Below are 23,159 nucleotides of genomic sequence, written 5' to 3' on the forward strand. Positions count from 1 at the left end.
TGAAAGCGCTTTATTTCTTTTCGCACAGCTTCCAGTTGCCAGGAAGGAATTTCCCTAAACAATCCAGAGGCTTTTAATACTGCATGCTTGCATCCAATGCGCCTTGAATGATTGGTTAGGCGTGGAGCCCGTTGTTCGGTGTCAACGAAAAAGATACGCCCTCGCGCTGCTTCAGGCGGGCAACCATAGCCAGCAGATTATCGGCGCGCGGGTTTCCCTTGGCGCTGAGCATGCGCATCAGGCTCTTGGGGTCTTTGTCCATATCCTCGGCAAGGGTCTCGAACCCTACGGTGGCATTCACGTAATCGCGCAGCAGCACTTTGCCCGTTTCGAGATCGTCGCTGAGCATCGCTTCGATCGCTTCACGGAACAGGCCAACACGAAACTCAGGATCACGCTCGGCACGCGCCTTGATGGTTTCTTTGAAATCTTTGGTCAGTGGCATGTCAGTCTCCTTTCTGTTTTCGGCTCTTGTAGTCACCCCAAGATACCTTCGCTTTCTCGATGTCCTTGGACTGGCGCTTCTTCGTGCCGCCGCAGAGCAATATCACCAGCTTGTCACCGTCCTGGCCGAAATAGACGCGATAGCCTGGGCCAAAAATGATGCGCCGCTCAGATACCCCCTGCCCTACAGGCTTCACATCGCCCAGATTGCCGGTCTCGATCCGCGCAAGCGCGGTTCTGACCTTCAGGGCAGCGGCAGTGTCGAGTTTGTTGAACCAATCCTCGAACGGCACTTTTCCCTCTTCAGTGACATAGAGAACAAGTTCGATCATAGAAAGCTTCGGTTACACATATGTTACCATTTGTCAAACTCAAATTTCAAGGAAAGGGCGCTATCACCTGTATTTTCCCTATATTCCTTTGGCGCAAAAATGCTCTTTTCGGATTGGCGCGCTGTCCTACTGTCGCACAAGAGCCAGCACCTCACACGGCCAGCATGGTCGCCCAGGACAGCGCGGATCGGCCCATACGGGTAACGATCGACTGTCGCAGTCAGTCTTTCGAGATCCGCGCGAGGCGCGCAGAACGCATATCCCAAAGGTCTGATCCGATTCCGCTTGCGCTCTATCGGATTAGGCAGTTTTCCATTTGGTTTTTGTCCGCCCAACAGACCTGCCCTGGCCGGTCAATTGGCAAGCGCCCGCTACGCGGTCGTCGCGGGGCAGGGCCGTGTCCTCACCTTCGGTTGCGGGCCGCACCACCCCTGCCCCACGACCATTGACAGTCCCGGTGTGGAACGTCACCAATCTTTGACTCAACACGGCTATTTTTATGAATCCTTTCAATGGGCCGCGTCATGCAATACTGACCCAAACGTCAAGCATTTCCGACCCAAAACCAAAGCGGCCCTTCGTTGAAGCTGCGGCGAAGGTGCCAAAAGAGCCCAATCTGTAAGTTCTTTTCTCTCGCTGCAAGCGCACGCAGCGCGGATATTGCTGCAACAGCAAAATTACATTGCCGCGGTGCAGGGACAAGACCGGCCATTAATGTGACCTACAGCGATAACGAAGTGCTCAAGCTTCAGGCCGCGCGGCAAAGTGTAAGTTCGCTGTGAATTGGCCCTTATGTCTTGCTCGCAGCCCAAATCGCTCCGCGGCGGATCATCTCGGTCACTTCTGGAACCTTGAGATCATCCAGTTCATGCCCGATCGAGCAGTAGAACACACGCCCCTTGTCCCAGCGACGCGTCCAGGTCACGGGGATCACGGTCCCCTCAATCCACCAGAGGTGGTCACCTGAAAACGTCGTCGTGGCGAGCACGTTGTTCGACGGGTCCGTGAGCATGTAATATTGCTCAGATGTAATGCGGAAACTGCGGATGCCGTTGACAAGTGGGTGATCCGGCTGGCAGATCGTCACGTCATAATCAATGTAGTCTTCTTTGGGCTGGAGGTTGTCGGGCCAGCCGGGGGGGTGGGCGACGAATTGGCCGCCGATCAGGAAGTGATAGGTCGGACGGTCGCGAAATGCATCGCCCATATGGCCGTGCCAGCCGGCAAGTCCACAGCCATCGCCGATGAGCTTGAGCAGGCCATCCTCTTGTGGCTTGGTCATATTGCCAAACTCTTCTTTGTGCCCAGAGCGTGCGGACGACCAGATCGGGGTGATCAGATCGACGTCCGCCATTTCCTCGGGATGTTCCAGTGGCTCCAGCGTGTCATGGATGACAACCTCAAACCCGTTCTCCTGAAGCAGATCGCGATACCAATCCGCGAAATCCATAGGAGCATGGCCTTCCCACCCTCCCACAAAAAGTACAGCTTTCATGTATTATATCCTCTCATAAAGTTCAGGATCGAGGCCATATCGCGGGCGGAATAACCTTCTGATTCCGCCCTTTCTAGGATGTCCAAGGTGCTTCGCCCCTGCGGCATGTCGGTTCCGAGTTTACGGGCCAGATCGACAGTGACTTCCATATCCTTGCGCGCAAGAGCCACGGTGAAGGTCACGTCATGCGCGGCCTCATCAAGATAAATCGGGCGGCGGTATTTCAGCATCGGCGCGCAGGCGGCAGAGGCCTCAATCACATCAAAGGCCGCGCCCGGTTCGATGCCTGCCGCCTCGGCCAGAGTCATCGCCTCGGCCAAGGTTTGATTGATACCGTGGATTAGTGCATTGACCGACAGCTTCATCACAGCGCCGCGTCCGGTTTCACCGAGGTAAATTGTCTGCCTGCCCATGGCGTCAAAAAGCGCGGACAGTGTTGCGGCCACGTCCGGCGTGCAGCCTGCCATAATCAAAAGCTGCGCATCGGCGGCGGCCTGTGTTGCGCCAGAGACCGGCGCGTCGATGACACGGGCACCCGCTGGAGCCTGTTGCGCCAACCATGCGATGTGGTCCGGGCTCATCGTGCCCATTTCAATGAAGGTGTCCGTCGATCCGGCAAAAAGGCCATCTTCGCCGGCGTGTACTGCCTTTGACGACGGATCGTCGGCCAGCATCGTGACGACGACATCCGCCGCGTCCGACAGCGTACGCGGGCTATCGGCCACGGCGCAGTTCAATTCGCTGGCCAAGGCTTCGGCCTTGTTGCGGGTGCGGTTCCACAGCGTTACGTCATGCCCCGACCGCGCCAGATTGCGCGCCATATGAGCGCCCATCCGGCCCAGCCCCGCGAACCCGACCCGCATCAGGCTACCTTTTCGGTATTCAATCCGGAAATGGCTGCGATGAGGTTTTCTTCCGTCACTTCTTCAGAAGTGAAAGTCCGCATAATCCGACCCGAATACATTGCAACAATGCGGTCGGCCACGTGAAGAACCTCTGGCATTTCCGAACTGATCACGATCACCGCATAACCCTGTGCCGCCAGGTCACGAAGCAGGTTGTGAATCTCGGCTTTCGATCCAACGTCGATCCCGCGTGTTGGTTCATCGACAATAAGCACATTGGGGCGCATCGACAGCCATTTCCCGATGACGATCTTTTGTTGGTTGCCACCCGAGAGGTTACCTACGAGCTGTTTCCAACCCGGTGTCCTAATGTCGAGCTTGTCGCGATATTGGTCAAAGATCGCGATCTCGGCCCCGTCGGCGACGAAGGGGCCGGCCTTGAGATCATCAACCTGAGGCAAGGTCATGTTGTCGCGGCAGTTCATGCCCAGCACCAATCCCTGGCCTTTGCGGTCTTCAGGCACAAGTGAGATACCCCGCTCAATAGCGTCATGGGGCGATGTGATCGCCACCTCGGCACCATCCAAAAAGATGGAGCCGGATGTTGGGTTTCGTAAGCCAAACAGGGTTTCGGCGATTTCAGTGCGACCCGCGCCAACAAGGCCATAAAAGCCTACAACTTCTCCACGCCGCACTTCGAAATTGACATCTTCAAAAAGATTGCCACAGCTCAGTCCGCGCACTTCGAGCGCGACCTCGCCAAGCTCGTGATGGGCTTCGTTGCGGCTCAGGTCGAGCTTGCGGCCGATCATCATCTGCGTCACGTTTTCTTCGTTTGTGTCGGCGGTGTTGACGGTGCCCTGATATTGGCCGTCGCGTAGAACGCTGATGCGGTCAGTGATTTTGAAGATCTCTTCCATTCGGTGCGAAATGTAGGCGACGCCCACGCCTTGCTCCTGCAGGTCAGAAATAACCTCGAACAGAACCACTTTCTCTGCATCGGTGAGCGAGGCTGTCGGCTCGTCAAAGATCACAGCTTTGGCATCCACCGTCAGCGCCCGGGCGATTTCGACCATCTGCTGGTTGGCAATCGAAAGATCACCGACGCGGGTTTTGGCGTTGAAACCCACCTTCAGCTTTTCAAGGATCGCGTTCGTCTTTGCCTCAAGTTCGGCCCAGTCGACCAGCCCGAAACGCTTGCGCGGCAACTCTCCCAAGTAGATATTCTCGGCGACGCTCAACTCGTCTGCAAGGCTCAGTTCCTGATGGATGAACACGATGCCCTTTGCCTTGGCGTCCAGCGGGCCGGACATGACGACAGGTTGCTCTGCCACGATGATCTGACCTTCGTCAGGTTGGTGAATGCCGCCAAGCACCTTCATCAGCGTCGATTTTCCGGCGCCATTCTCGCCCATCAAGGCATGGACTTCGCCAGGCAGAATGGTCAGCGAGACGCCATCAAGGGCACGCACGCCGGGAAAAGTCTTTACGATTCCTTCCAATCGCAGAACCGGGGCGGGGGTCGCCCGATCAATAGTCTCGGTCATACCTTCAACTCCTCTTTGCCTTTCACGTTCAACTGACGATCAAGAAACAGCACGGCGATCAGGATCAGACCGATCACAAGGTTCACGGTGGATGTGTCAGCGCCTATATGGGCAAGGCCCTTGCGCAAGAGCTGGATCGCGATCACGCCCCCGAATGTCGAGACGATCGAGCCTGCCCCGCCAGTCAGCTTGGTGCCACCCAGAACGACGGCAGTGATCACCCACAACTCGTAAAGCTGGCCGTCATTGGGGTTCACCGATCCGGATTCCGAATAGAACACGACGGCAGATAGCGCCGCCAGAAATCCGATAATCATGAAGTTGATCATCATGTGAGGGCCGACGCGGATCCCCGCATTGACCGCCGCCTCGCGGTTGTTGCCGATGGCATAAGCGTTGCGGCCATGCACCGTGCGGTTCATCAGGAACCAGATCGCCACGGTGACGACCAGTAGGAACCAGGTCGCCGTGTGGAGGCCAAGGAATTGTGCCTCTGCAAAATCAACCAATGTCCAGTTGAGATGGCTTGTCGGCTGCTCGCCGTTGTACATGAAGACTAGCCCGCGATAGCCCAACATGGACCCAAGCGTCACGATAAAGGCATCTACCCCGGTCTTCCACACGATCAATCCATTGATCGCGCCGAGAACGAGACCAGTCAGGAGCGCGAGGCCCCAGGCCACGGGAATGACCCAGTTTCCAAGGCCCGCGAACATCGTCCAAGTCATCGAATCCAGCAGGATAATGGCGCAAATCGCGTAGATCGCCCCGACCGAGAGATCGATGTTGCCGTTGACCATGACAATGGTCATCCCCATGGCGATGATCCCGATCGGTGCCGATTGTTTAAGCAACAGCAGCATGTTGTCGGCGTCCATGAAGGCCTTGTCACTGACCGAGAAGAACTCGCCGGCGACCGAGAAGAAGATCAGCTCAAGGACGATGAAGCCCCAGATGGCGCCACCCGCCAGGTATTTCGAGAGTTTTCCAGCTTGCATGTTCTTCCCCCCTTACGCGATCGGCGACATGAGCTTGCCGCGCTTGGCTGCAATATCGAGCCAGACTGCAAGGATGATGATGATCCAGGTCACAACGTACTGAACCGAGAAGTCGAGCCCGACCAGCAAAAGGCCATTCTGAATAAATCCAAGGATCAGAACGCCGATCACTGTCTTGAAGATCGTCCCCGATCCACCCAGCAGCGACGCACCGCCAAGAATGACAGCGGCCAACACTTCAAGTTCCAGACCCTGCCCGACGGTGTTTTGTGATCCCATAGATCGGCTCGCCTGAATCAGGCCTGCAGTCGCCACGCAAAGCGAAGACATAATATAGCAGAGAAAAACGACGCGTGCGCGCCGGATCCCTGAAAAGGTCGCCGCCGTACCGTTGCCGCCCACCGCGTACACCTTTCGCCCGAAAGGCGTCTTGGCCAAGATGATCCCCAGCAAAGCCGCCAGCCCGATGAATATCAGAATAGGCGTCTGAATTCCGAGGATGTTGCCCTGCCCGAAGATGGCAAACCAGGTCCCTTCCTTGTCAGCGATATCCATGTTCTTGCCGCCTGAATAGGTCAGCGTCAGCCCGTGGATGGCCGACAGCATACCCAATGTCACAATCAGGGAATTGAGCTTGAGATAGCCGACAAGGATCCCGATGAGCGCCCCTAGGCAGAGCGTCATCGCGAACATTGCAGGGATCGCAAGGGTCGGACCCAGCTTGTCGTGAAGATCAAGAACAACGATGGTCGAGAATGACATCATTGACCCGACAGAGAGGTCCAGATTGCCGCTGATCACGACGAAGGTGACTCCCAAGGCCATCACCCCCAGAATTGCCGAGGACCTGACAACGTTCTCGAAATTGTCGAGAGTCAGGAATTTCGGGTTGGCAATTGTGAATCCGATTATGAAAAGTGCGAAGGCGATCAGGATGCCCTGCTTCGCCAGCAGCTTTCCGATATCCTGCTTCGTTAACTCCGCCATAGTTCCCTCCCTAAAGCCGCACATGGCTGTCTTTCTCTTGTCCTATCCGTCGGCGGCCCACCACCGTACCGTGGGTCAAACTAACGTCATGCCCCCATCGATCATAACGATCTGGCCAGTCATGTAGTCACTATCCGGCGCAGCTAAATAGGTGGTCGTCCCGGTGATATCCTTTGGCTTGGCCACCCGGCCCTTCAGGATCTCGGCTGAAAACTCTTCCATCGCCTGTCCTGGCCGCTCAGCTGCTCCTATGTCCATCAGGTCCTGATCGACCTGCTCCCACATTTCGGTGTCAACAACACCGGGCGCAAAACCGGTTACGGTGATGTTATGTTTCGCCAGATCCCGTGCGCCAGATTGCGTCAGCGCAACAACGCCAAACTTTGAAGCGCAATAGGGGGCTACGTTGTCAAAGCCTTGCCGCGACGCGATCGAGGCGGTGTTGATGATCTTTCCGAATGTACCCTGACGGATAAACTGTTTTGCAGCTTCCTGCATCCCGATGAGACAGCCAAGACCATTCACATCATTGATAAAGCGCCAGTTTTCTTCGGTCACATCGAGGAAATTCATCGGCTTGTTGACGCCGGCATTGTTGAACTTCACATCCAACTTTCCAAACATCGCGACTGTATGTTCAATCATGTCGCGGACAGCTTCGCGATCTGTCACATCAACTTGGACATGCGTCACCCGGCTTTCGCTGTGAGCTGACCGGTTCAGGTCCGCGATCTCCGCAACCTTCTTGCCATTTATGTCTGCGAAACAAACGCTGGCGCCCTCGTCCAACAGCGCCTCTCCAATAGCGCGTCCAATACCTTGTGCAGCACCGGTCACAATGCACGACCGACCAGAGACTCGACCCATCGGTCTTCTCCCGTTCTTGTATAAATTGTCGGAAACCGACCAGAGGTAGGAAGGGGGGCCGAAGCCCCCCGCCCGAAAGTCTGGTCTTAGAAGACGGGCTTGGTGAAGTCACCCATGTTGTCCTGAGTGATCTTCGGCGTGTCGAAGTAGTTCAGGAACGGCAGTTCTTCACCGTTGAGCAGGTCAATCGCGGACTTCAGCGCGGCTTCAGCGTCATCAACAGGTGACTGGTAGATCGAACCCCAGTAGGTGCCTGCGGCCATTGCTTCATAGCCAACAGCGAAGTTGGTGGCGCCGACAAAAGTAATGCCCTCGCGACCAGCAGCCACCGCAGCGTTCATTGCGCCAACACCCATGTTGTCATCGCCGGAATAGACGCCGTCGATGTCGTCATACTTGACGAGGAAGGCTTCCATGACCTGCTGCGACTTTTCGCGGTTCCAGTCGCCTGGCTGCTCGTCGATCTGCTCAACGTTGGGGCAGACTTCGGGCAGACGGTCGTTGAAGCCCTTCGCGCGCTCAATGGCGGTCGTGTAGCCCGGCTGGCCAGTGATGTGAACGACCTTGGCTTCGTTCTCGATACCCAATGCCTTGAAGCGATCACACATGATTTCGGCAGAGCGTGAGCCTTGTGTGATGTTGTCAGGGCCAGAGAACGTCGCGACGAACGGGAAACCGGCTTCGGCGATGTTCGAATTGGTCACGACAACCGGAATGTCAGCCTGATGAGCCTTGCGGACGGCAGGGATCACCGCTTCGCCGTTTGTTGGCCAGATGATGATCGCGTCAACTTCCTGTTGGATCAGGTCTTCCATCTGAGCGATCTGGCGGGCAACGTCACCACCTGCGTCCAGGACGACGACTTCGACGTCTGCGTTGGCTTCTGCGGCTGCGATAAAGGCTTTTTCGTACGTGGTCTGGTAGCTGTCGACCCCCACGTTGTTTTGCGTGATGCCGATCGTCATGGTTTCGGCTGCGGCCATTCCGGCGACGGTCATTGCCGCCGTTGCTGTCGTGGCCGCAAGAATTCTACGAAGTTTCATTTTGGCTTCCTCCCAAGGAACTTGTCTAAGTTCAATTCATTCGACTCCCGCCTCCTGCTGGGAATCATTGTCCGGTGGACTGAAGATACCCTGTGAGTTTGCCGGAAATGCCGCGCCACGAAATATATCCACTTTGATAATTTTACTATTCGATTTGGATATTTCTGAGATACTTCTTGGCTACCCACTTTCGCATCTTACGGAGGCAATCACCGATGGGCAAATCCGATTCGTCCAAAAAGGATATTTCAGTCGGCAAGCGCACAGCACAGTCGTCACAGTCAGCGAGAAAGAAAAAGCTTATTCCTATGAATGCGATGAGCAGAGGTTATTCAGCCCGGTTCACCCCTCCGAGGGCCAAGACCGAGATGCTTCAGATCATCACCTTTCTTGAGGAGCTGGGCGACGAGTTGGAGGATACGGTGGAGCTTTCTGCACCGAATCCGAACCTGCGAATGACCTTTCTCTTGCTGCGCGGGCACCTCGAGGGGCGTGTAGTCACTGCCACCGCTCTGATCGGTGCTAGCCGTGTGCCATACGCCACTGCGAACCGTCGCCTGAAGGAAATGCTCGAGGCGGGCCTGATCGAACAGCGCCCTCGCACCAAGACCGGAAAGAGCTTTTCTTTGCACCCGAGCGAAGCGCTGATGGAGCAATGGAAACAGCTTTCGAGCCGCGTTGCCCGACTGGCTGTTGGCCATTTCGGCGTTAGACATAAGCCGGGCGGCGATACCAGAGATTACTACTTTGGCGAATCCTATATGAGCGCCAAGTCAATCCCACCGCTTCAGGTTCTGTCTGAACCCCTGAAGCTGGCGGGCGGTTTGCGGGTGCTGGTTCATGGTGACCCAACCTTCATGGTTATGGATAATCTCAAGCGACAGTTTGAACAGTCAATCGGCGCACAGATTCATCAACGCGCATTTTCCATCGACCGCCTACACGAGGAAGCCGTTCGTAATGCTGAACGCAAGGCAAGTAGGTATGACATTATCGCGGTGGACCTCCCCTGGGTTGGCGAATTTGCAGAGCGCCAAATTCTGATGCCTCTGGACGACGCGATGGATGTTGCGCGTCTCGACCCTGCCGATTTTCACACCGCTGGCTGGCAGGCTGCGCATTGGGGCGGTAGGCCCTATGGCGTGCCAGCGCAGACAACGCCGGAGCTTCTGTTCTACCGCAAGGATCTGTTTGCGGCAGCCGGGTTGGAGCCGCCAGCGACGACCGACGCGCTTTTGGCTGCGGCAAAGGCTTTGCACGATCCCCAAAGCGGCCAACACGGAATTGCCTGGAATGCTGCGCGTGGGACAGCTCTTGGACATACTGTTCTGATGACGCTTGCCGACTTCGGCCAGCCGGTCTTCGATCTGCCACCTATCGCAGGCGGCTTTGCCACGGACCATCTGGCGGACGGACACTATAAAGTCACGATCGACACCGATGAAGGCCTGCGCGCCGCTGAATTTTTGCTGGAACTTCTAAAGTACTCACCACCCGATATCTTGTCGATGTCTTGGTATGAACGCGTGCGACCCTACGCGGCGGGCCGTATCGCAATGGCTTATGGCTATACGCTGCTCGCCCCGTATTTCGAACTGGACGAGGACTCACCCGCTAACGGACAGACGGGCTATCTGCCTCATCCCGCAGGACCCGGTGCCAGCCCGATTGCGCCTGTTGGCGGCTATATCATGGGCATTCCTGCCAATCTGCCGCCCGACCGTGTGCCCGCGGCCGTGGAGGCGCTGCGCGTCTTTACCTCTCCCGAGGCACAGAAACTCTACGTGCAAAACGGCAGCCGGACCAATCCTCGCTACTCGGTAGGCGCTGACCCGGATGTGCGCCGGCTGTCGGCGGTCTTCGAAGCAGTCGATGCAATGTCGTGGCGCGACGAGCTGCAATTCTGGCCGCGTCCACCTGTGCCTGAGATCGCCGAAATCATCCAGATCTGCGGTGAGGAATTCCACGACATGCTGCGCGGTTTGATCACACCGTCAGACACATTGCGTCGTGCCCAGGAGCGCGCGGACGCAGTCATCAAAAAACACAGGTCTACGTGACATTAGGAGGAGACAACCATGGACCCCAACCGCCTCAAAGGTAAAAACATTCTTATCACCGGTGCCGCCCGCGGCATGGGCCAGGCCAACGCCGAAAGCTTTGCCGCCCAAGGCGCGAATGTCTGTCTGGGCGATCTAGACGGCGACGAGGCGCAGAAGGTTGCCGATGCGATCAATGCAGCGGGTAACGGCAAGGCGATCGCCGTCAGAATGGATGTCACCAAGCGCGAAGACAACGCTGCCGCCGTGGCAGCCACGGTAGAGGCCTTCGGGTCGATCAACGTGGGTCTGTTTAATGCCGGTCTGAACAAACCTCGGTTCTTCATGGATATAGATGAGGACAACTGGGACATGATCATGAACGTCAACACCAAGGCGATGTGGCTGGGCATGCAGGAAGTGGCCCGCCAGATGATCGCCCAAGGCCCAATGGACGATCACCCCTACAAGCTGATCAATGTCGGCTCTATTGCGTCGAAAAAACCGCTGGTTGATGTGACGGTCTACTGCACCTCCAAATACGGCTGCCTGGCGCTGACGGAGTGTGGCGCTCTGGGGCTGGCAGAGCACAATATCACAGTTAATGGCTATGCGCCGGGCGTGGTGGTCACACCGCTGTGGGAACAGCTGGATAAGGATCTGGTCGAGATCGGCTTTAAGGAGCGCGAAGGCCAAGCCTATGAAGACATCGTCGACAGCGCCCTTGTGATCAAGCGCGTGTCCTACCCGAAAGATATCGTGGGCACCGCGTCTTTCCTCGCCTCTGACGACAGCGATTACATGACCGGTCAGATGATCTCAATCGATGGCGGTTGGGCCACGACGTAACACGCTGAAACAACAATTTTCACCATTGAAACGGGTGCCAACACACGCACCCGAAGGAGAACAACATGTCTCGTGCATTGACACCGAACGTCCTCATGCCGCAAGACCTTGAACCCAACTGGCGTTGGGAGGGCAAAATTCCTGCCTGGGGGCACAATTCCGTCGACTTTGAGCGCCGGATCGACCACGATCGCCTCCGCCGCTATCGCCTGAGCCGCACACGCCAAGCGCTTAAGAACAGCGACGCAGGTTCGCTGCTGCTCTTTGACGTCAACAACATCCGCTACACCACGGCCACCAAGATCGGCGAGTGGGAACGTGACAAGATGTGCCGCTTTGCCCTGATCACGGGCGATGACGCGCCGCACGTCTGGGATTTTGGTTCGGCTGCGGTGCACCACCGCAAATATTCGGACTGGCTGGTGCCGGAAAACTGCCACGCCGGCGTTGTCGGTATGCGCGGCACGATCCCGCCCAGCTTTGGCCTGATGAAGAAATACGCCCAGGATATCGCGGGTCTGATCGAAGATGCGGGCATGAAGGGAATGCCAGTTGGCGTGGACTATGCCGAAACAGCGATGTTCGAAGCGCTGAAAGAAGCTGGCCTAAATGTGGTGGATGGACAGCAGATCATGCTGAGCGCGCGCGAGATTAAGAACTGGGACGAAATTCAGCTGCTCACGCAGGCCGCCTCTATGGTCGATGGTGTTTATCATATGATTTACGAAGAGCTGAAACCCGGCGTGCGTGAGAACGAGATCGTCGCGATGTCGAACAAGCTGCTCTATGAGTGGGGCTCGGACGATGTGGAAGCGATCAACGCGATTTCCGGTGAGCGCTGCAACCCGCATCCGCACAACTTTACCGACCGTCAGTTCCGCCCCGGCGACCAGGCATTTTTTGATATTCTTCAGTCGTACCAGGGCTATCGCACCTGCTACTACCGGACGTTCAATATCGGCATGTCGACCCCGTCGCAACAGGACGCTTATGTCAAGGCGCGCGAATGGATTGATGCCTCGATTGCGGCGATCAAGCCGGGCGTAACCACTGATCAGGTTGCCAAGCTTTGGCCCAAAGCCGAAGAATTCGGGTTCCCGGATGAGTTGTCGGCCTTTGGCCTGCAATTCGGCCATGGCCTGGGCCTTGCGCTGCACGAGCGCCCGATCATCAGCCGCGCAGTCTCGCTCGACAATCCGATGGAAATCCAGACCGGCATGGTCTTTGCGCTGGAAACCTACTGTCCGGCATCGGATGGCTATTCCGCCGCACGTATCGAAGAAGAAGTTGTCGTGACCGACACCGGTTGTGAAGTGATTTCGCTCTTCCCGGCGCAGGAACTGCCCATCGCCAACCGCTACTGACCGGCGACAATGCTCCGCCTTGCGTTTTCTCCCGGCGCAAGGCGGAGACGAGCCCATCGCCCACGAGGACATCATGGTCAAAACAAAGACAAACACAGAAGACTACTTGCGAATGTACCGCCAGATGGTCCGCATCCGCACCTTCGAGGACAACGCCAACCAGCTGTATCTCTCCGCCAAAATGCCGGGTCTGACCCATATGTATTCGGGCGAAGAAGCTGTTGCCGTGGGTATTTGCGAAGCGCTGAAAGTGACGGACAAGATAACGTCGACACACCGCGGCCACGGCCATTGCGTCGCCAAGGGCGCCGAGTTCAAAGAGATGTTTTGCGAACTTCTAGGCAAGGAAGAAGGGTACTGCCGCGGCAAGGGCGGCTCAATGCATATTGCCGACCAGTCCAACGGCAACCTGGGGGCCAACGCCATCGTTGGCGGGTCGATGGGTATCGCGACTGGCTCGGCCTTTACAGCCAAGCTTTTGGGCAAGGACGACGTCACCGTCTGCTTCTTTGGCGACGGGGCCACGGCGCAGGGGCTGATGTACGAGGTCATGAACATGGCCGCGCTTTGGAAGTTGCCAGTCATCTACGCCTGCGAAAACAACGGCTATTCCGAATACACCAAGACCGAGGAAATCGCCGCGGGTTCAATCACAGCCCGCGCAGAGGCCTTTGGCATCGAGGCGCATCAGGTCGATGGGCAGGATGTGCTGGCCGTTAACGAATTGACACAGGACCTTGTTGCACGCGCCCGTAGGGGCGAAGGGCCGTTCTTTATGGAACTTATGACGTACCGCTATCACGGTCACCATGTGGGCGACATCAACCGCGAATACTACCGATCCAAGGAAGAAGAGCAGGATTGGAAGGAAAACCGCGATCCGATCATCAAATTCCGCAGCTGGCTCGTCGAGCAGGGCATTGCGACTGAGGATGAGATCGAAGCGATGAATGCGGATGTCAAGAAAGACGCAGAAGTGGCTGTCGCCTACGCCGAAGCCGCGCCTTACCCCGACGAGACCGAAGTCGACATGCACGTCTTTACTGACATCAAACACGCGCTGGCCTGAGGAGAAAGACATGCGAGAGATTACTCTGTCCCAAGCGGTTAACGAAGCCCTGGCCGAAGAAATGCGCCGCGATGAAACCGTGTTTATCATCGGCGAAGATGTCGCCGAGGCCGGAACGCCCTTCAAGGTCCTCAGCGGTCTTGTCGAGGAATTCGGCACCGAGCGCGTCGTCGATACGCCTATTGCCGAACCCGGTTTCATGGGCCTCGCTGTTGGTGCCGCAATGACGGGCACACGCCCCGTTGTGGACCTGATGTTCGGTGATTTCATCTACCTGATCATGGATCAGCTCTGCAATCAGGCAGCCAAGACGCACTACATGTCTGGCGGCAAAATGAGCGCACCTTTGGTTCTACGCACCAACATGGGTGCAACTCGCCGCTCAGCCGCGCAGCACTCGCAATCGCTGCACGCGCTTGTCGCCCATATCCCAGGTCTCAAGGTTGCAATGCCGTCCTCTGCCTACGAAGCCAAGGGCCTGATGAAAACTGCAATCCGTGACAACAACCCGGTCGTGATCTTCGAAGACAAGCTGATGTATAACGACAAGGCCCCCGTTCCCGAGGAGGAATTCCTGATCCCCTTCGGAGAGGCCAACATCAAGCGAGAGGGCCGCGACATCACACTGATCGCGACGTCCTCGATGGTGCAGGTGTGCGAAGCGGCAGCCGAAATCCTTGCCAAAGAAGGCATCGACGCCGAGGTTATCGACCCGCGCACGATTGTGCCGTTGGACGAAGAGACCCTTATCGCATCGGCCAAGAAAACCTCCCGCGTGATCGTGGTGGACGAAGGGCACCAAAGCTATGGCATCACGGGCGAAATCGCGGGCCGGATCAACGAAAAGGCGTTCTATCATCTCGACGCACCGGTGGTGCGGATGGGCGCGATGGATGTGCCCGTGCCGTTCTCGCCCGCGCTCGAAGACATCACGGTGCCGACGCCCGAAGCCGTAGCAGAAAACGCGCGCAAGCTCATGTCGGGGGAGATGATTCATGCCGCATGAGGTCATCATGCCCGCATTGGGCATGGCGCAAGTCACAGGCAAGATTGTCAGTTGGCTCAAGTCGTCTGGTGATCCTGTGAAAACCGGTGACGCGCTGTTCGAGGTGGAAACCGATAAAGCGACAATGGAGGTTGAATCCCCCGCCGACGGCTACCTGACAGACGTGCAGGCCGAGGCAGGGACCGATGTCCCCGTGGGCAATGTCATCGCTCTTGTGTCCGACACCGCTGAAGGCAGCGGCAAGGTTGTGCAACCCCCTGCCAAAGCAAACGGCGGCGATGACGCACCGCTGCCAGACGGCAAGGCTGTCATAATGCCCGCACTTGGCATGGCACAGGACACTGGCGTGATTGTCGCTTGGCACAAGGGACTGGGCGACGCCGTGGCCGCCGACGATATCCTGTTCGAAGTGGAGACGGACAAGGCCACCATGGAGGTTGAGGCAGGCGCCGATGGCTTCGTGGCAGCATTGCTTGCCGAGGAAACCGAAGCCGCACCTGTCGGCGATACGATTGCGATCATATCTGCCGAAAAACCTGCCAATCCCGTGCAGCGCAGCGTTGCGGATGGTGGCGCAACAAAACCGGCTGCATCTCCGCATCCGGCCCCCACAGCAAAGGACGAACCCAATCCTGCGCCAGGGAAGGCGCCCAAAGCGCAGGTTGCCACATCCCCTGATGGTCGTATCCTCGCCTCCCCCAAGGCGCGGCGGTTGGCGCTGGAACAGGGGCTGGACCTGAACACACTGGTGATGGCCGGACACCCCCAACCCTTTCATGTTGCGGATCTGGAAGTCCTCAGGGCGCTGCCCGCAGAGACTGTCGGTCACACAGCCACATCTTCGCGTCGCCTGACCGCTGACCTGCCTAACGATGGCTTTGGTGCGTTTGCCACATGGGCTGCCGAAAACACCGACCTGAAAGACGCAAATGCCCTACTCGCTGGCCTTGCCATCGCAAGCCTTGGTCGCGATACAGCGACGATTGTCGTCGAAAGCTTTGGGCATTGCCGCGTCTACACGGCTCCTGCTGGCCCGCTCAGCACCATCACCAAGGCCGAAGACGACAACGCGCCCGATCTCATCCTGCGCGATCTGCGCATGAGCCGCGTCAGCACCGTCGATCTCGGGGCGGAAGACGCGCCGGTCCTCACGCTGACACGCGTAATTGGAGGGCTTTCCATCACCCTCGAGTGCGCTGGCCATCACCTTTCGGCCAGTGACGCCGTCAGCCTTCTATCAGAATTCGCAGGTCGCATGGAGCAACCGCTCCGCCACCTGCTTTAAGTCTTGGAGACACCCATGGAATTCACCGATCTCTACATCAACGGCACCTGGACCAAAGGCACCTCGGGCGAGCGTTTCGACGTCATCAACCCCGCCACCGAAGCGGTCCTTGCCTCTGTCGCCTCTGCCGATATTGCCGATGCAGACGCAGCACTGGATGCCGCCGAAGCCGCGATGAAAGACTGGGCGGCACGCACGCCGCGCCAGCGCTCTGAAGTCCTGCGCAAAGCGTGGGAGCTGATGACGGCACGGCTTGATGAATTTGCCCATCTAATCACGCTGGAAAACGGCAAGGCCCGCGCTGATGCACTCGGAGAGGCCACCTATGCCGCCGAGTTCTTTCGCTGGTTCGCAGAAGAAGCCGTGCGTGCCGATGGAATGATCACGCATGCGCCAGCCTCTGGTGCGCGCATTGTCGTGCAACACAAACCTGCCGGGCTTGCCGTGCTTGTAACACCATGGAACTACCCCGCCGCAATGGGCACACGCAAGATTGCCCCGGCCCTGGCGGCCGGATGTGGTGTGATCATCAAACCCGCTTCTGAAACGCCACTGACGATGCTGGCCTTGATGCCCTTGTTGGAAGAGGCTGGCGTGCCTGCCGGGCTTGTCAATGTTCTGCCATCACGGCGCACGGGCGCTTTGGTCGATCACATCATGCACGATCCCCGCATTCGGGTTGTCAGTTTCACCGGTTCAACTGGTGTTGGCCGAAAGCTGCTGAAGGGCGCTGCCGACCAGGTGTTGAAACCAGCGATGGAACTGGGCGGCAACGCGCCCGTGGTTGTCTTTGAAGATGCCGATATGGACAATGCCATCGAAGGCACGATGCTGGCGAAAATGCGCAACCTCGGCGAAGCCTGCACCGCTGCCAACCGCATCTATGTGCACGAAAACATCGTCGATGAATTCACAAAGCGACTTAGCGCACGGATGTCGGCCCTCAAGGTCGGCGACGGCACCGACCCGAGCGTCGATGTCGGACCGCTGGTCAACGCCGATACGCGCGACAAAGTCGCGGAATTCGTCGCCGACGCCGTGGCTAAGGGTGCAAAAATAGAATGCGGCGGCACCCCGCCCGATGGCAAAGGCTTCTACTATCCGCCGACTGTTCTCTCGAACGTGTCCGAAGATGCAGACTGCGTACGCGACGAAATCTTCGGCCCTGTCGCCGCGATCCAGACCTTCACCGATCAGGACGAGGTCATCAACCGGGCCAATGACACCGAATACGGCCTTGTCGCTTACGTCTTCTCCGAAGACTTCAAGCGTGCGCTACAGGTCTGTGAACAGCTCGAATACGGTATGGTCGGCTTGAACCGTGGCCTCGTGTCTGACCCCGCCGCGCCCTTTGGAGGCGTCAAACAATCCGGCCTTGGCCGTGAAGGCGGGCATGAAGGCATGCTTGAGTTCATGGAAACGCAATACATTTCGGCCAGCTGGTAAGGGGGCGGACATGAGCGACGTCATCGCAGCACCATCGGTCCGAGCGCTGGCCCTGCAAAAGGGAATAGACCTCGAAAAGCTGGCCAGGGATCTGGACCGCACCTCTATCGCACGAGAGGATCTCGAAGGGAAAATACCTGCCTCCGGGCCGGCCGGAGACACATCGTATTGGGATGTGGATCATAGCCAATTCGGCCCCGTGACCGAAGATTCGATGAGCCGCTTTGCACAGGTGGCTGCCGCCAACCTTGGCGCGGCCAATGCCCTGATCCCGCAGGTTACGCACCATGATCGCGCCGATGTCTCCTCCATCGAGGCGCTGCGCAAAGAGTTAAAACCCGAAGCACAGGCGCGTGGCGTTAAGCTGACCGCGCTGGCGTTTCAGGCAAAGGCGCTGGCGCGCGCCTTGCGTGAATTCCCACGGTTCAATTCCTCGCTATCGCCGGACGGCAAAACCTTGACGCTCAAGGAGTACGTTCACATCGGCATAGCCGTAGACACGGCCCATGGCCTGATGGTTCCGGTTGTCCGCGATGTGGACCGCAAAGGACTTTGGCAGATCGCAACAGAGATTTCTGACCTCGCCACGCGGGCGCAGAACCGCAAGGTTGGACCGGATGAAATGGGCGGCGCGTCGATGACGATCACCAATCTGGGCGGTATCGGCGGCATTGGCTTCACGCCTATCGTCAACCCACCTGAAGTGGCAATTCTTGGCATCACGCGTACAGAAATTGTCACGGTTTGGGAGGGCGACACACCCCGCCCCGTGCCGATGGTCCCGCTTGATCTGAGTTATGACCACCGCGTGATCAATGGTGCCGATGCGGCACGCTTCATGAGCTACCTTGCCGGGCTGATCGCCGATCCGCGCCGGATCATGGTCTGAGGGGGCCGATATGTCTGACAACCACGCCGACCTCATTGTTTTGGGTGCGGGCCCAGGCGGCTATGCCTGTGCCTTTCGCGCCGCCGATCTGGGCCGCAACGTCGTCATGGTCGATCCACGCGACACACTCGGCGGCGTTTGCCTGAACGTCGGCTGTATTCCGTCCAAGGCTCTCTTGCACGCCGCAGAGGTGATCCGCGAAGCCCGCCAGGGCGATGACTGGGGCATTTCGACCGGCAACGCCTCTGTCGATCTGGACAAGTTGCGCGCGAAGAAAGACAGCATCGTTGAACAATTGACCACTGGCCTCGTCGGCCTTGCCAAGCGACGCAAGGTCAAGACCATTCGAGGCTCGGCGCAGTTCACAAGCGACAAGAGCCTTGAGATTGAAGGCGAGTCATGGACCTTCGATCAAGCCGTGATTGCTGTGGGCTCAGCGCCAGTACGCTTGCCCGGCTGGCCCGAGGATGATCGTATCTGGGATTCCACCGATGCACTAGAACTGCGTGAGGTTCCCAAGACGCTCGCCATCGTGGGCGGCGGGATCATCGGGTTGGAAATGGCGACGGTCTATGTGGCGCTTGGCAGCAAGGTGACTGTCATCGAGTTCATGGATCAGATCGCCCCCGGCGCGGAGGACGACGCCGTCACGATCCTGCGTGCCGCGCTCGAGGCAGAAGGTGTCGCGATCCACACAGGCACCAAAGTGACCGAGGTGAAGGCCTCAAAAACCGCCCTAACGCTCACCTGTGAAGGCGGGTTTGAGAGCACCATCAAGGCGGAAGCGGCAATTCAGGCGGTGGGCCGTCGCTCAAACGGGAGCCTCGTCGATCCGGCTGCTGCGGGAGTCGAGGTTGACGACCGTGGCATCATCCCAGTGGATGCGTCCTGCCGCACCAACGTTGCGACCATCTTCGCCATCGGTGATGTCACCGGAAACCCGATGCTCGCACACCGCGCGACCCATCAAGGCCATGTGGCGGCCGAAGTCGCCTCGGGCCATGCCGCCGCTCTGGATACCGATCTCATACCGTCGGTCGCTTACACGGCACCTGAATTGGCCTGGGCCGGCCTGACACAGGCCAAAGCCACGGAACGCGGCATCCCGCACAAAGTTGCGAGTTTTCCTTGGGCCGCGAGCGGGCGCAACCTGTCATCGGGCGGTGGGGACGGTTTGACCAAACTGGTCTATTGCCCCGACACCCATCGCCTGCTGGGCGCGACCATTGTAGGGCGAAATGCCGGAGAGCTTTTGGCAGAATGCGTGCTGGCAATGGAAATGGGTGCAACACTCGAAGATGTGTCACTCGCGGTCCATGCACACCCAACACTTTCCGAAACCGTTGGTTTTGCCGCAGAACGCGCCCTGGGCACACTAACCGATTTGTAGCTGTGCATGAGCCCGCTATCGACTTCAGCGGGCAAGCAGCGCTCGCCACCGGAGCAAGCCACGGCATCGCCAGTGCCCCCGAACGGCTGGTTTGGTGAAATTTGCTGCGCTGCAAAACGCACGCTGCTGCATCTGCGAGCAAATGCTGCGTTAGCAATAGCCGCGCCTGCACAAGTCCGGTTTGTCCCGCATCCTGTGATTTCAATCTCTAAAATCGAATGACCGCAATGGTGGCGGGGCTGATGGCCCCGCCGCTTTTGTTTGTTGGGCCAGCGGGATTTGGGCAAGCCAAACGCCCCTGGCCGTCAGGGGGAAGACGCTGCCTTCCCCCTCGGGCAACCCGATTAGACAAAACCGTGTCCTCGCGCCTTGCGCTGCGGGCCGCACCACTTTTGTCGAATAGCATTGCCTCGCCCCCATCCGCGTTCGCCACGTGGCAGATCAGCAGGAACAGGCGGCTGCGCCGTCTGAACCTGCAAATCAGCCCTGATTTTCCAGAAAGGGAAGTCAGATCAACGCAACAGGCCACACGGGCAAAAACAGGGATTGGGTCACGTTATGACACTTGGGTCAGGTTCGTATGACATTCAACACCCGGTCAGGCCCGTGGGTCGGGCTTACGCCCTCACCACTCTGTTTCCGTCCGAAATATGCATTTCGGCCAGATCAGAGAGCCGAGGCGTAGCCCATCGGCGGAAAGAAGGCACCAAGCCCGAAACGTCGCACCACAAAGGACAAATCTATGACCAGCACACTTGAGCTTATGGCCCATCCGCGTCTCTCGTTTGAACGCCAACAAGACGGACGCACGGAAGTTCGTTTTGATATGCGCGGCTTTGGCAGCGACATTGTTTGCACGTATTGGCCTACCGAGGCCGCGAACCCGAACCGTGACCCGTGGGTTTACAATCTGGAACGGATCAACGGGGAGGGTGGAACGTATACCCACCAAACGGAGACCGGATGCAAAATTGCGATCATCCGGCATTTGATTGACGCAGGTTTGATTGGCGCGACCGAAGACAATGCTCATCTTGACGAAAGAAACCAAGTCATTGCGGACGGGTTGAAAGAGACCCGCGAGGCATTCACTGGCAAGCCGCGCGTTGGTGATTTTGTGATCATGCCAAACGGCAGCTTTGAGCGTTGTTGCAACAGCACCGCCCACGGTATGCAAACCACAGAGGGCGGCAGTTTTTCCCTTAGCCGCTCTGGCGAAGGCAGCTTTTCGGGTGGTCTTAATCGTCCCCAGCTTTGGGAATACTTCAAGGAGACTGGCGAAACCAAGCTGGGCCGGTTCTGGTTTTTCTCTCACAACATTGTTGGTGCAGGCCGTGCGGTAGATGTGTTTTTGCCATGCCGTGTTTTTAAACTTGAGCCTTTCGAAATGACCGAGACCGAGGCCCGAGCGCACCCAAAAGCGCAGGCCAGCGCCGAGTTTTGGGGCGAGAACCACAGCGATCATCTGACAGTTGTTCATAAGCTGATGAAGGGGGCCGCGTGATGCAAGAAGAGATCACAGCCACCGCCCAGCTTGTCTATTCCTGTTCCGCAAACGACAGCTTGACCGCTCAGGGTGATAGCATTCACGACGATCTATTGCGGCTTCTGGATGCTGACAGCACCACAGGCGTTGAGTGCTGCGGCGTCACCATTCAACACCTTTCCCCCGAAGCCCTGACCTATGGCAATGCCGAGGCGCGGCAAGGGGCGATCCGCCAAAGCGACCGGATCAAAGCCGCGTTGCAAGACCTCTATATCGACACAGAGGAAGCGCGAGAGCTTTTGATCTACGCGCTTTGCGATCTGCGCCACTTTGCCGATCAGCACGGGCTTGCCTTTGGGCGTCACGACAAGGACGCCCACCAGTATTACCGCGAGGAACGGCAGGCCGAACCGGAGGCGTTGGGACAATGAGCCAGACAGCCACAATCCCCCGCCCCGATCCTGACGTGACAATCCATTGCGGCGCTTGCAGTGGCGAGAACGTCCGAAAGGACGCCTACGCCGAATGGAACGCAGAGCTTCAGCAATGGGAGCTTAGCGCGATTTTCGACCACACCGTTTGCGACGATTGCGGCAGCGAAAATTCAGCCATCGAAAAGGTGATTGAACAATGACCATCGAAGGAATCAAAGCCGCCGTTGATGCAGGTAAAGCCGTTCGGTGGTCCCACGATGGATACCACGTTACCCGCGACAGCTTGGGGCAATACCTGATCACTTTTCAACCCAATGGGAACACCATTGGGTTGACCAACCGCGCAGGCGACAAGCTGAACGGCCAACCCGAAGATTTTTACATCGCTGAGGTGGCAGCATGACACCAGCAGCAAAAGAGTTTGTGCGGTTGATCAACGATATTGACCGCTCAAAATACCGCACCGAGGTTTTTTCTGATTTCTGCGAAATGGGCTATTGCGCACTGGCAAAGAAAGCCAGCCCGTTCACCGAGAAACAGGACGCCCTAGAGGCACAATATATGGAAGTGGTCGGGCGATACCGCGACAAGGACGATGTGCGCAAAATGCCCGAACTCATGGGCATTGCCCTTGGCGAGATTGGCAAGGGTGGTTGCGATTTTCTGGGTATGGTAGCCGGTGAGATTGGCGCACTGGACAGCAGGCTAGGGCAGTTTTTCACGCCTTACGAGGTTTCGCGCCTCATGGCTGAAATTAACCTGTCTAACGTTGACCAGGTGATTGATGAACAAGGGTTCATCACCTTGCAAGAACCAGCAGCAGGCGCAGGCGGTATGCTTATGGCGGTGGCTGATGTGATCGAGGGTAAGGGCCACAATCTGAAAACAAGTGTCTGGATCGAGGCGGTAGAGCTTTCGCGATCGACCTATCACATGTGCTATCTGCAATGTGCAGCCCGTGGCCTTGCTGGCAAGATCATTTGCGGTAACAGCATTTCGCTTGAGGTTTTCACTGGCGCCTATACCGCCGCCGCGCCGGTTTTTCTCAATGCCAACGGCGATCCTTTCGCCAAGCAGAAAGAGCGGGCCGCACAGTGGGAAGCCGCTGAAAAAGAACGGGCGCAACGCATCGAGGCCGAGCGCGCAGAACGTCTTGAAAATCTCGGCACTGGCCCAGCCATCGCAGGCGATCAGCTCACCCTCTTTTGAGGGTGGCAACCTGCCTTTTTAGTCCCTGCCCCAGACGACCTGCGGCCATCCGCGCCAAGGACGTGCGCTATTCGCGCAGAAGCCGCATTGCGCGGCGTCGTCACCAGACTCGATGCACCAAGATCATCCCGTGCA

23 protein-coding genes are annotated in these 23,159 nt (G+C 57.7%); 14 read left to right on the forward strand and 9 right to left on the reverse strand.

Annotated elements, in window-relative coordinates; genetic code table 11:
- Positions 1-115 precede the first annotated feature (115 nt).
- The 9 genes from GAL_RS21060 to GAL_RS21100 all read right to left on the reverse strand — a co-directional run bounded on the left by GAL_RS21060 (position 116) and on the right by GAL_RS21100 (position 8,558).
- Positions 116-445, reverse strand: coding sequence for a helix-turn-helix domain-containing transcriptional regulator (locus tag GAL_RS21060; RefSeq protein ID WP_024099616.1), 330 nt, complete (start codon positions 443-445; stop codon positions 116-118).
- A 1-nt stretch (position 446) separates the two neighbouring features.
- Positions 447-776 carry a type II toxin-antitoxin system RelE/ParE family toxin gene (locus tag GAL_RS21065; protein ID WP_024099617.1) on the reverse strand — a complete coding sequence of 110 codons (330 nt, stop codon included), beginning with the start codon at positions 774-776 and terminating at the stop codon, positions 447-449.
- A 790-nt stretch (positions 777-1,566) separates the two neighbouring features.
- Positions 1,567-2,271: a ThuA domain-containing protein gene (locus tag GAL_RS21070; RefSeq protein ID WP_024099618.1), complete on the reverse strand. Its 705-nt coding sequence runs from the start codon at positions 2,269-2,271 to the stop codon at positions 1,567-1,569.
- Positions 2,268-3,134, reverse strand: a complete 867-nt coding sequence (locus tag GAL_RS21075; protein ID WP_024099619.1) for an NAD(P)-dependent oxidoreductase — start codon at positions 3,132-3,134, stop codon at positions 2,268-2,270. Before GAL_RS21075 ends, GAL_RS21070 begins: the two co-directional genes overlap by 4 nt.
- Positions 3,134-4,663: a sugar ABC transporter ATP-binding protein gene (locus tag GAL_RS21080; protein ID WP_024099620.1), complete on the reverse strand. Its 1,530-nt coding sequence runs from the start codon at positions 4,661-4,663 to the stop codon at positions 3,134-3,136. The genes GAL_RS21075 and GAL_RS21080 overlap by 1 nt, the downstream gene beginning before the upstream one ends.
- Positions 4,660-5,661 carry an ABC transporter permease gene (locus tag GAL_RS21085; RefSeq protein ID WP_024099621.1) on the reverse strand — a complete coding sequence of 334 codons (1,002 nt, stop codon included), beginning with the start codon at positions 5,659-5,661 and terminating at the stop codon, positions 4,660-4,662. The genes GAL_RS21080 and GAL_RS21085 overlap by 4 nt, the downstream gene beginning before the upstream one ends.
- A gap of 12 nt (positions 5,662-5,673) precedes the next feature.
- Positions 5,674-6,648 carry an ABC transporter permease gene (locus GAL_RS21090; RefSeq protein WP_024099622.1) on the reverse strand — a complete coding sequence of 325 codons (975 nt, stop codon included), beginning with the start codon at positions 6,646-6,648 and terminating at the stop codon, positions 5,674-5,676.
- A 75-nt stretch (positions 6,649-6,723) separates the two neighbouring features.
- Entirely contained in the window at positions 6,724-7,515 is a 792-nt protein-coding gene (locus tag GAL_RS21095) for an SDR family oxidoreductase (protein WP_024099623.1), read from the reverse strand.
- Positions 7,516-7,601: 86 nt separating this feature from the next.
- Positions 7,602-8,558, reverse strand: coding sequence for a sugar ABC transporter substrate-binding protein (locus GAL_RS21100; protein ID WP_024099624.1), 957 nt, complete (start codon positions 8,556-8,558; stop codon positions 7,602-7,604).
- Between the two features lie 368 nt (positions 8,559-8,926).
- Between GAL_RS21100 and GAL_RS21105 the strand changes: the two genes are divergently transcribed.
- From GAL_RS21105 to GAL_RS21170, 14 genes are all read left to right on the forward strand, one after another.
- The gene (locus GAL_RS21105) at positions 8,927-10,618 is read left to right on the forward strand and encodes an extracellular solute-binding protein (RefSeq protein ID WP_244462826.1); all 1,692 of its coding nucleotides are present in this window, start codon (positions 8,927-8,929) and stop codon (positions 10,616-10,618) included.
- Between the two features lie 18 nt (positions 10,619-10,636).
- On the forward strand, positions 10,637-11,446 hold the full coding sequence (locus GAL_RS21110; protein WP_024099626.1) for an SDR family NAD(P)-dependent oxidoreductase: 810 nt from the start codon (positions 10,637-10,639) through the stop codon (positions 11,444-11,446).
- Positions 11,447-11,511: 65 nt separating this feature from the next.
- The gene (locus GAL_RS21115) at positions 11,512-12,810 is read left to right on the forward strand and encodes a M24 family metallopeptidase (protein ID WP_024099627.1); all 1,299 of its coding nucleotides are present in this window, start codon (positions 11,512-11,514) and stop codon (positions 12,808-12,810) included.
- Positions 12,811-12,883: 73 nt separating this feature from the next.
- Positions 12,884-13,879 carry a thiamine pyrophosphate-dependent dehydrogenase E1 component subunit alpha gene (locus GAL_RS21120; protein ID WP_024099628.1) on the forward strand — a complete coding sequence of 332 codons (996 nt, stop codon included), beginning with the start codon at positions 12,884-12,886 and terminating at the stop codon, positions 13,877-13,879.
- 10 nt (positions 13,880-13,889) lie between these two features.
- Positions 13,890-14,885: an alpha-ketoacid dehydrogenase subunit beta gene (locus GAL_RS21125; RefSeq protein WP_024099629.1), complete on the forward strand. Its 996-nt coding sequence runs from the start codon at positions 13,890-13,892 to the stop codon at positions 14,883-14,885.
- Positions 14,875-16,170: a biotin/lipoyl-containing protein gene (locus GAL_RS21130; RefSeq protein WP_024099630.1), complete on the forward strand. Its 1,296-nt coding sequence runs from the start codon at positions 14,875-14,877 to the stop codon at positions 16,168-16,170. The genes GAL_RS21125 and GAL_RS21130 overlap by 11 nt, the downstream gene beginning before the upstream one ends.
- 15 nt (positions 16,171-16,185) lie before the next feature.
- Positions 16,186-17,616, forward strand: a complete 1,431-nt coding sequence (locus tag GAL_RS21135; protein ID WP_024099631.1) for an NAD-dependent succinate-semialdehyde dehydrogenase — start codon at positions 16,186-16,188, stop codon at positions 17,614-17,616.
- A 10-nt stretch (positions 17,617-17,626) separates the two neighbouring features.
- The gene (locus GAL_RS21140; protein WP_024099632.1) at positions 17,627-18,505 is read left to right on the forward strand and encodes a 2-oxo acid dehydrogenase subunit E2; all 879 of its coding nucleotides are present in this window, start codon (positions 17,627-17,629) and stop codon (positions 18,503-18,505) included.
- A gap of 10 nt (positions 18,506-18,515) precedes the next feature.
- On the forward strand, positions 18,516-19,895 hold the full coding sequence (lpdA, locus tag GAL_RS21145; RefSeq protein ID WP_024099633.1) for a dihydrolipoyl dehydrogenase: 1,380 nt from the start codon (positions 18,516-18,518) through the stop codon (positions 19,893-19,895).
- 742 nt (positions 19,896-20,637) lie between these two features.
- Positions 20,638-21,399, forward strand: coding sequence for a hypothetical protein (locus GAL_RS21150; protein ID WP_024099634.1), 762 nt, complete (start codon positions 20,638-20,640; stop codon positions 21,397-21,399).
- Positions 21,399-21,812, forward strand: a complete 414-nt coding sequence (locus GAL_RS21155) for a hypothetical protein (RefSeq protein WP_024099635.1) — start codon at positions 21,399-21,401, stop codon at positions 21,810-21,812. Before GAL_RS21150 ends, GAL_RS21155 begins: the two co-directional genes overlap by 1 nt.
- Positions 21,809-22,015: a hypothetical protein gene (locus GAL_RS21160; protein WP_024099636.1), complete on the forward strand. Its 207-nt coding sequence runs from the start codon at positions 21,809-21,811 to the stop codon at positions 22,013-22,015. The genes GAL_RS21155 and GAL_RS21160 overlap by 4 nt, the downstream gene beginning before the upstream one ends.
- Positions 22,012-22,218, forward strand: a complete 207-nt coding sequence (locus tag GAL_RS21165; RefSeq protein ID WP_024099637.1) for a hypothetical protein — start codon at positions 22,012-22,014, stop codon at positions 22,216-22,218. Before GAL_RS21160 ends, GAL_RS21165 begins: the two co-directional genes overlap by 4 nt.
- Positions 22,215-23,024 carry an N-6 DNA methylase gene (locus GAL_RS21170; RefSeq protein ID WP_024099638.1) on the forward strand — a complete coding sequence of 270 codons (810 nt, stop codon included), beginning with the start codon at positions 22,215-22,217 and terminating at the stop codon, positions 23,022-23,024. Before GAL_RS21165 ends, GAL_RS21170 begins: the two co-directional genes overlap by 4 nt.
- Positions 23,025-23,159 lie beyond the last annotated feature (135 nt).

Origin of the sequence: Phaeobacter gallaeciensis DSM 26640 (assembly GCF_000511385.1) — a bacterium.
GTDB lineage: Bacteria > Pseudomonadota > Alphaproteobacteria > Rhodobacterales > Rhodobacteraceae > Phaeobacter > Phaeobacter gallaeciensis.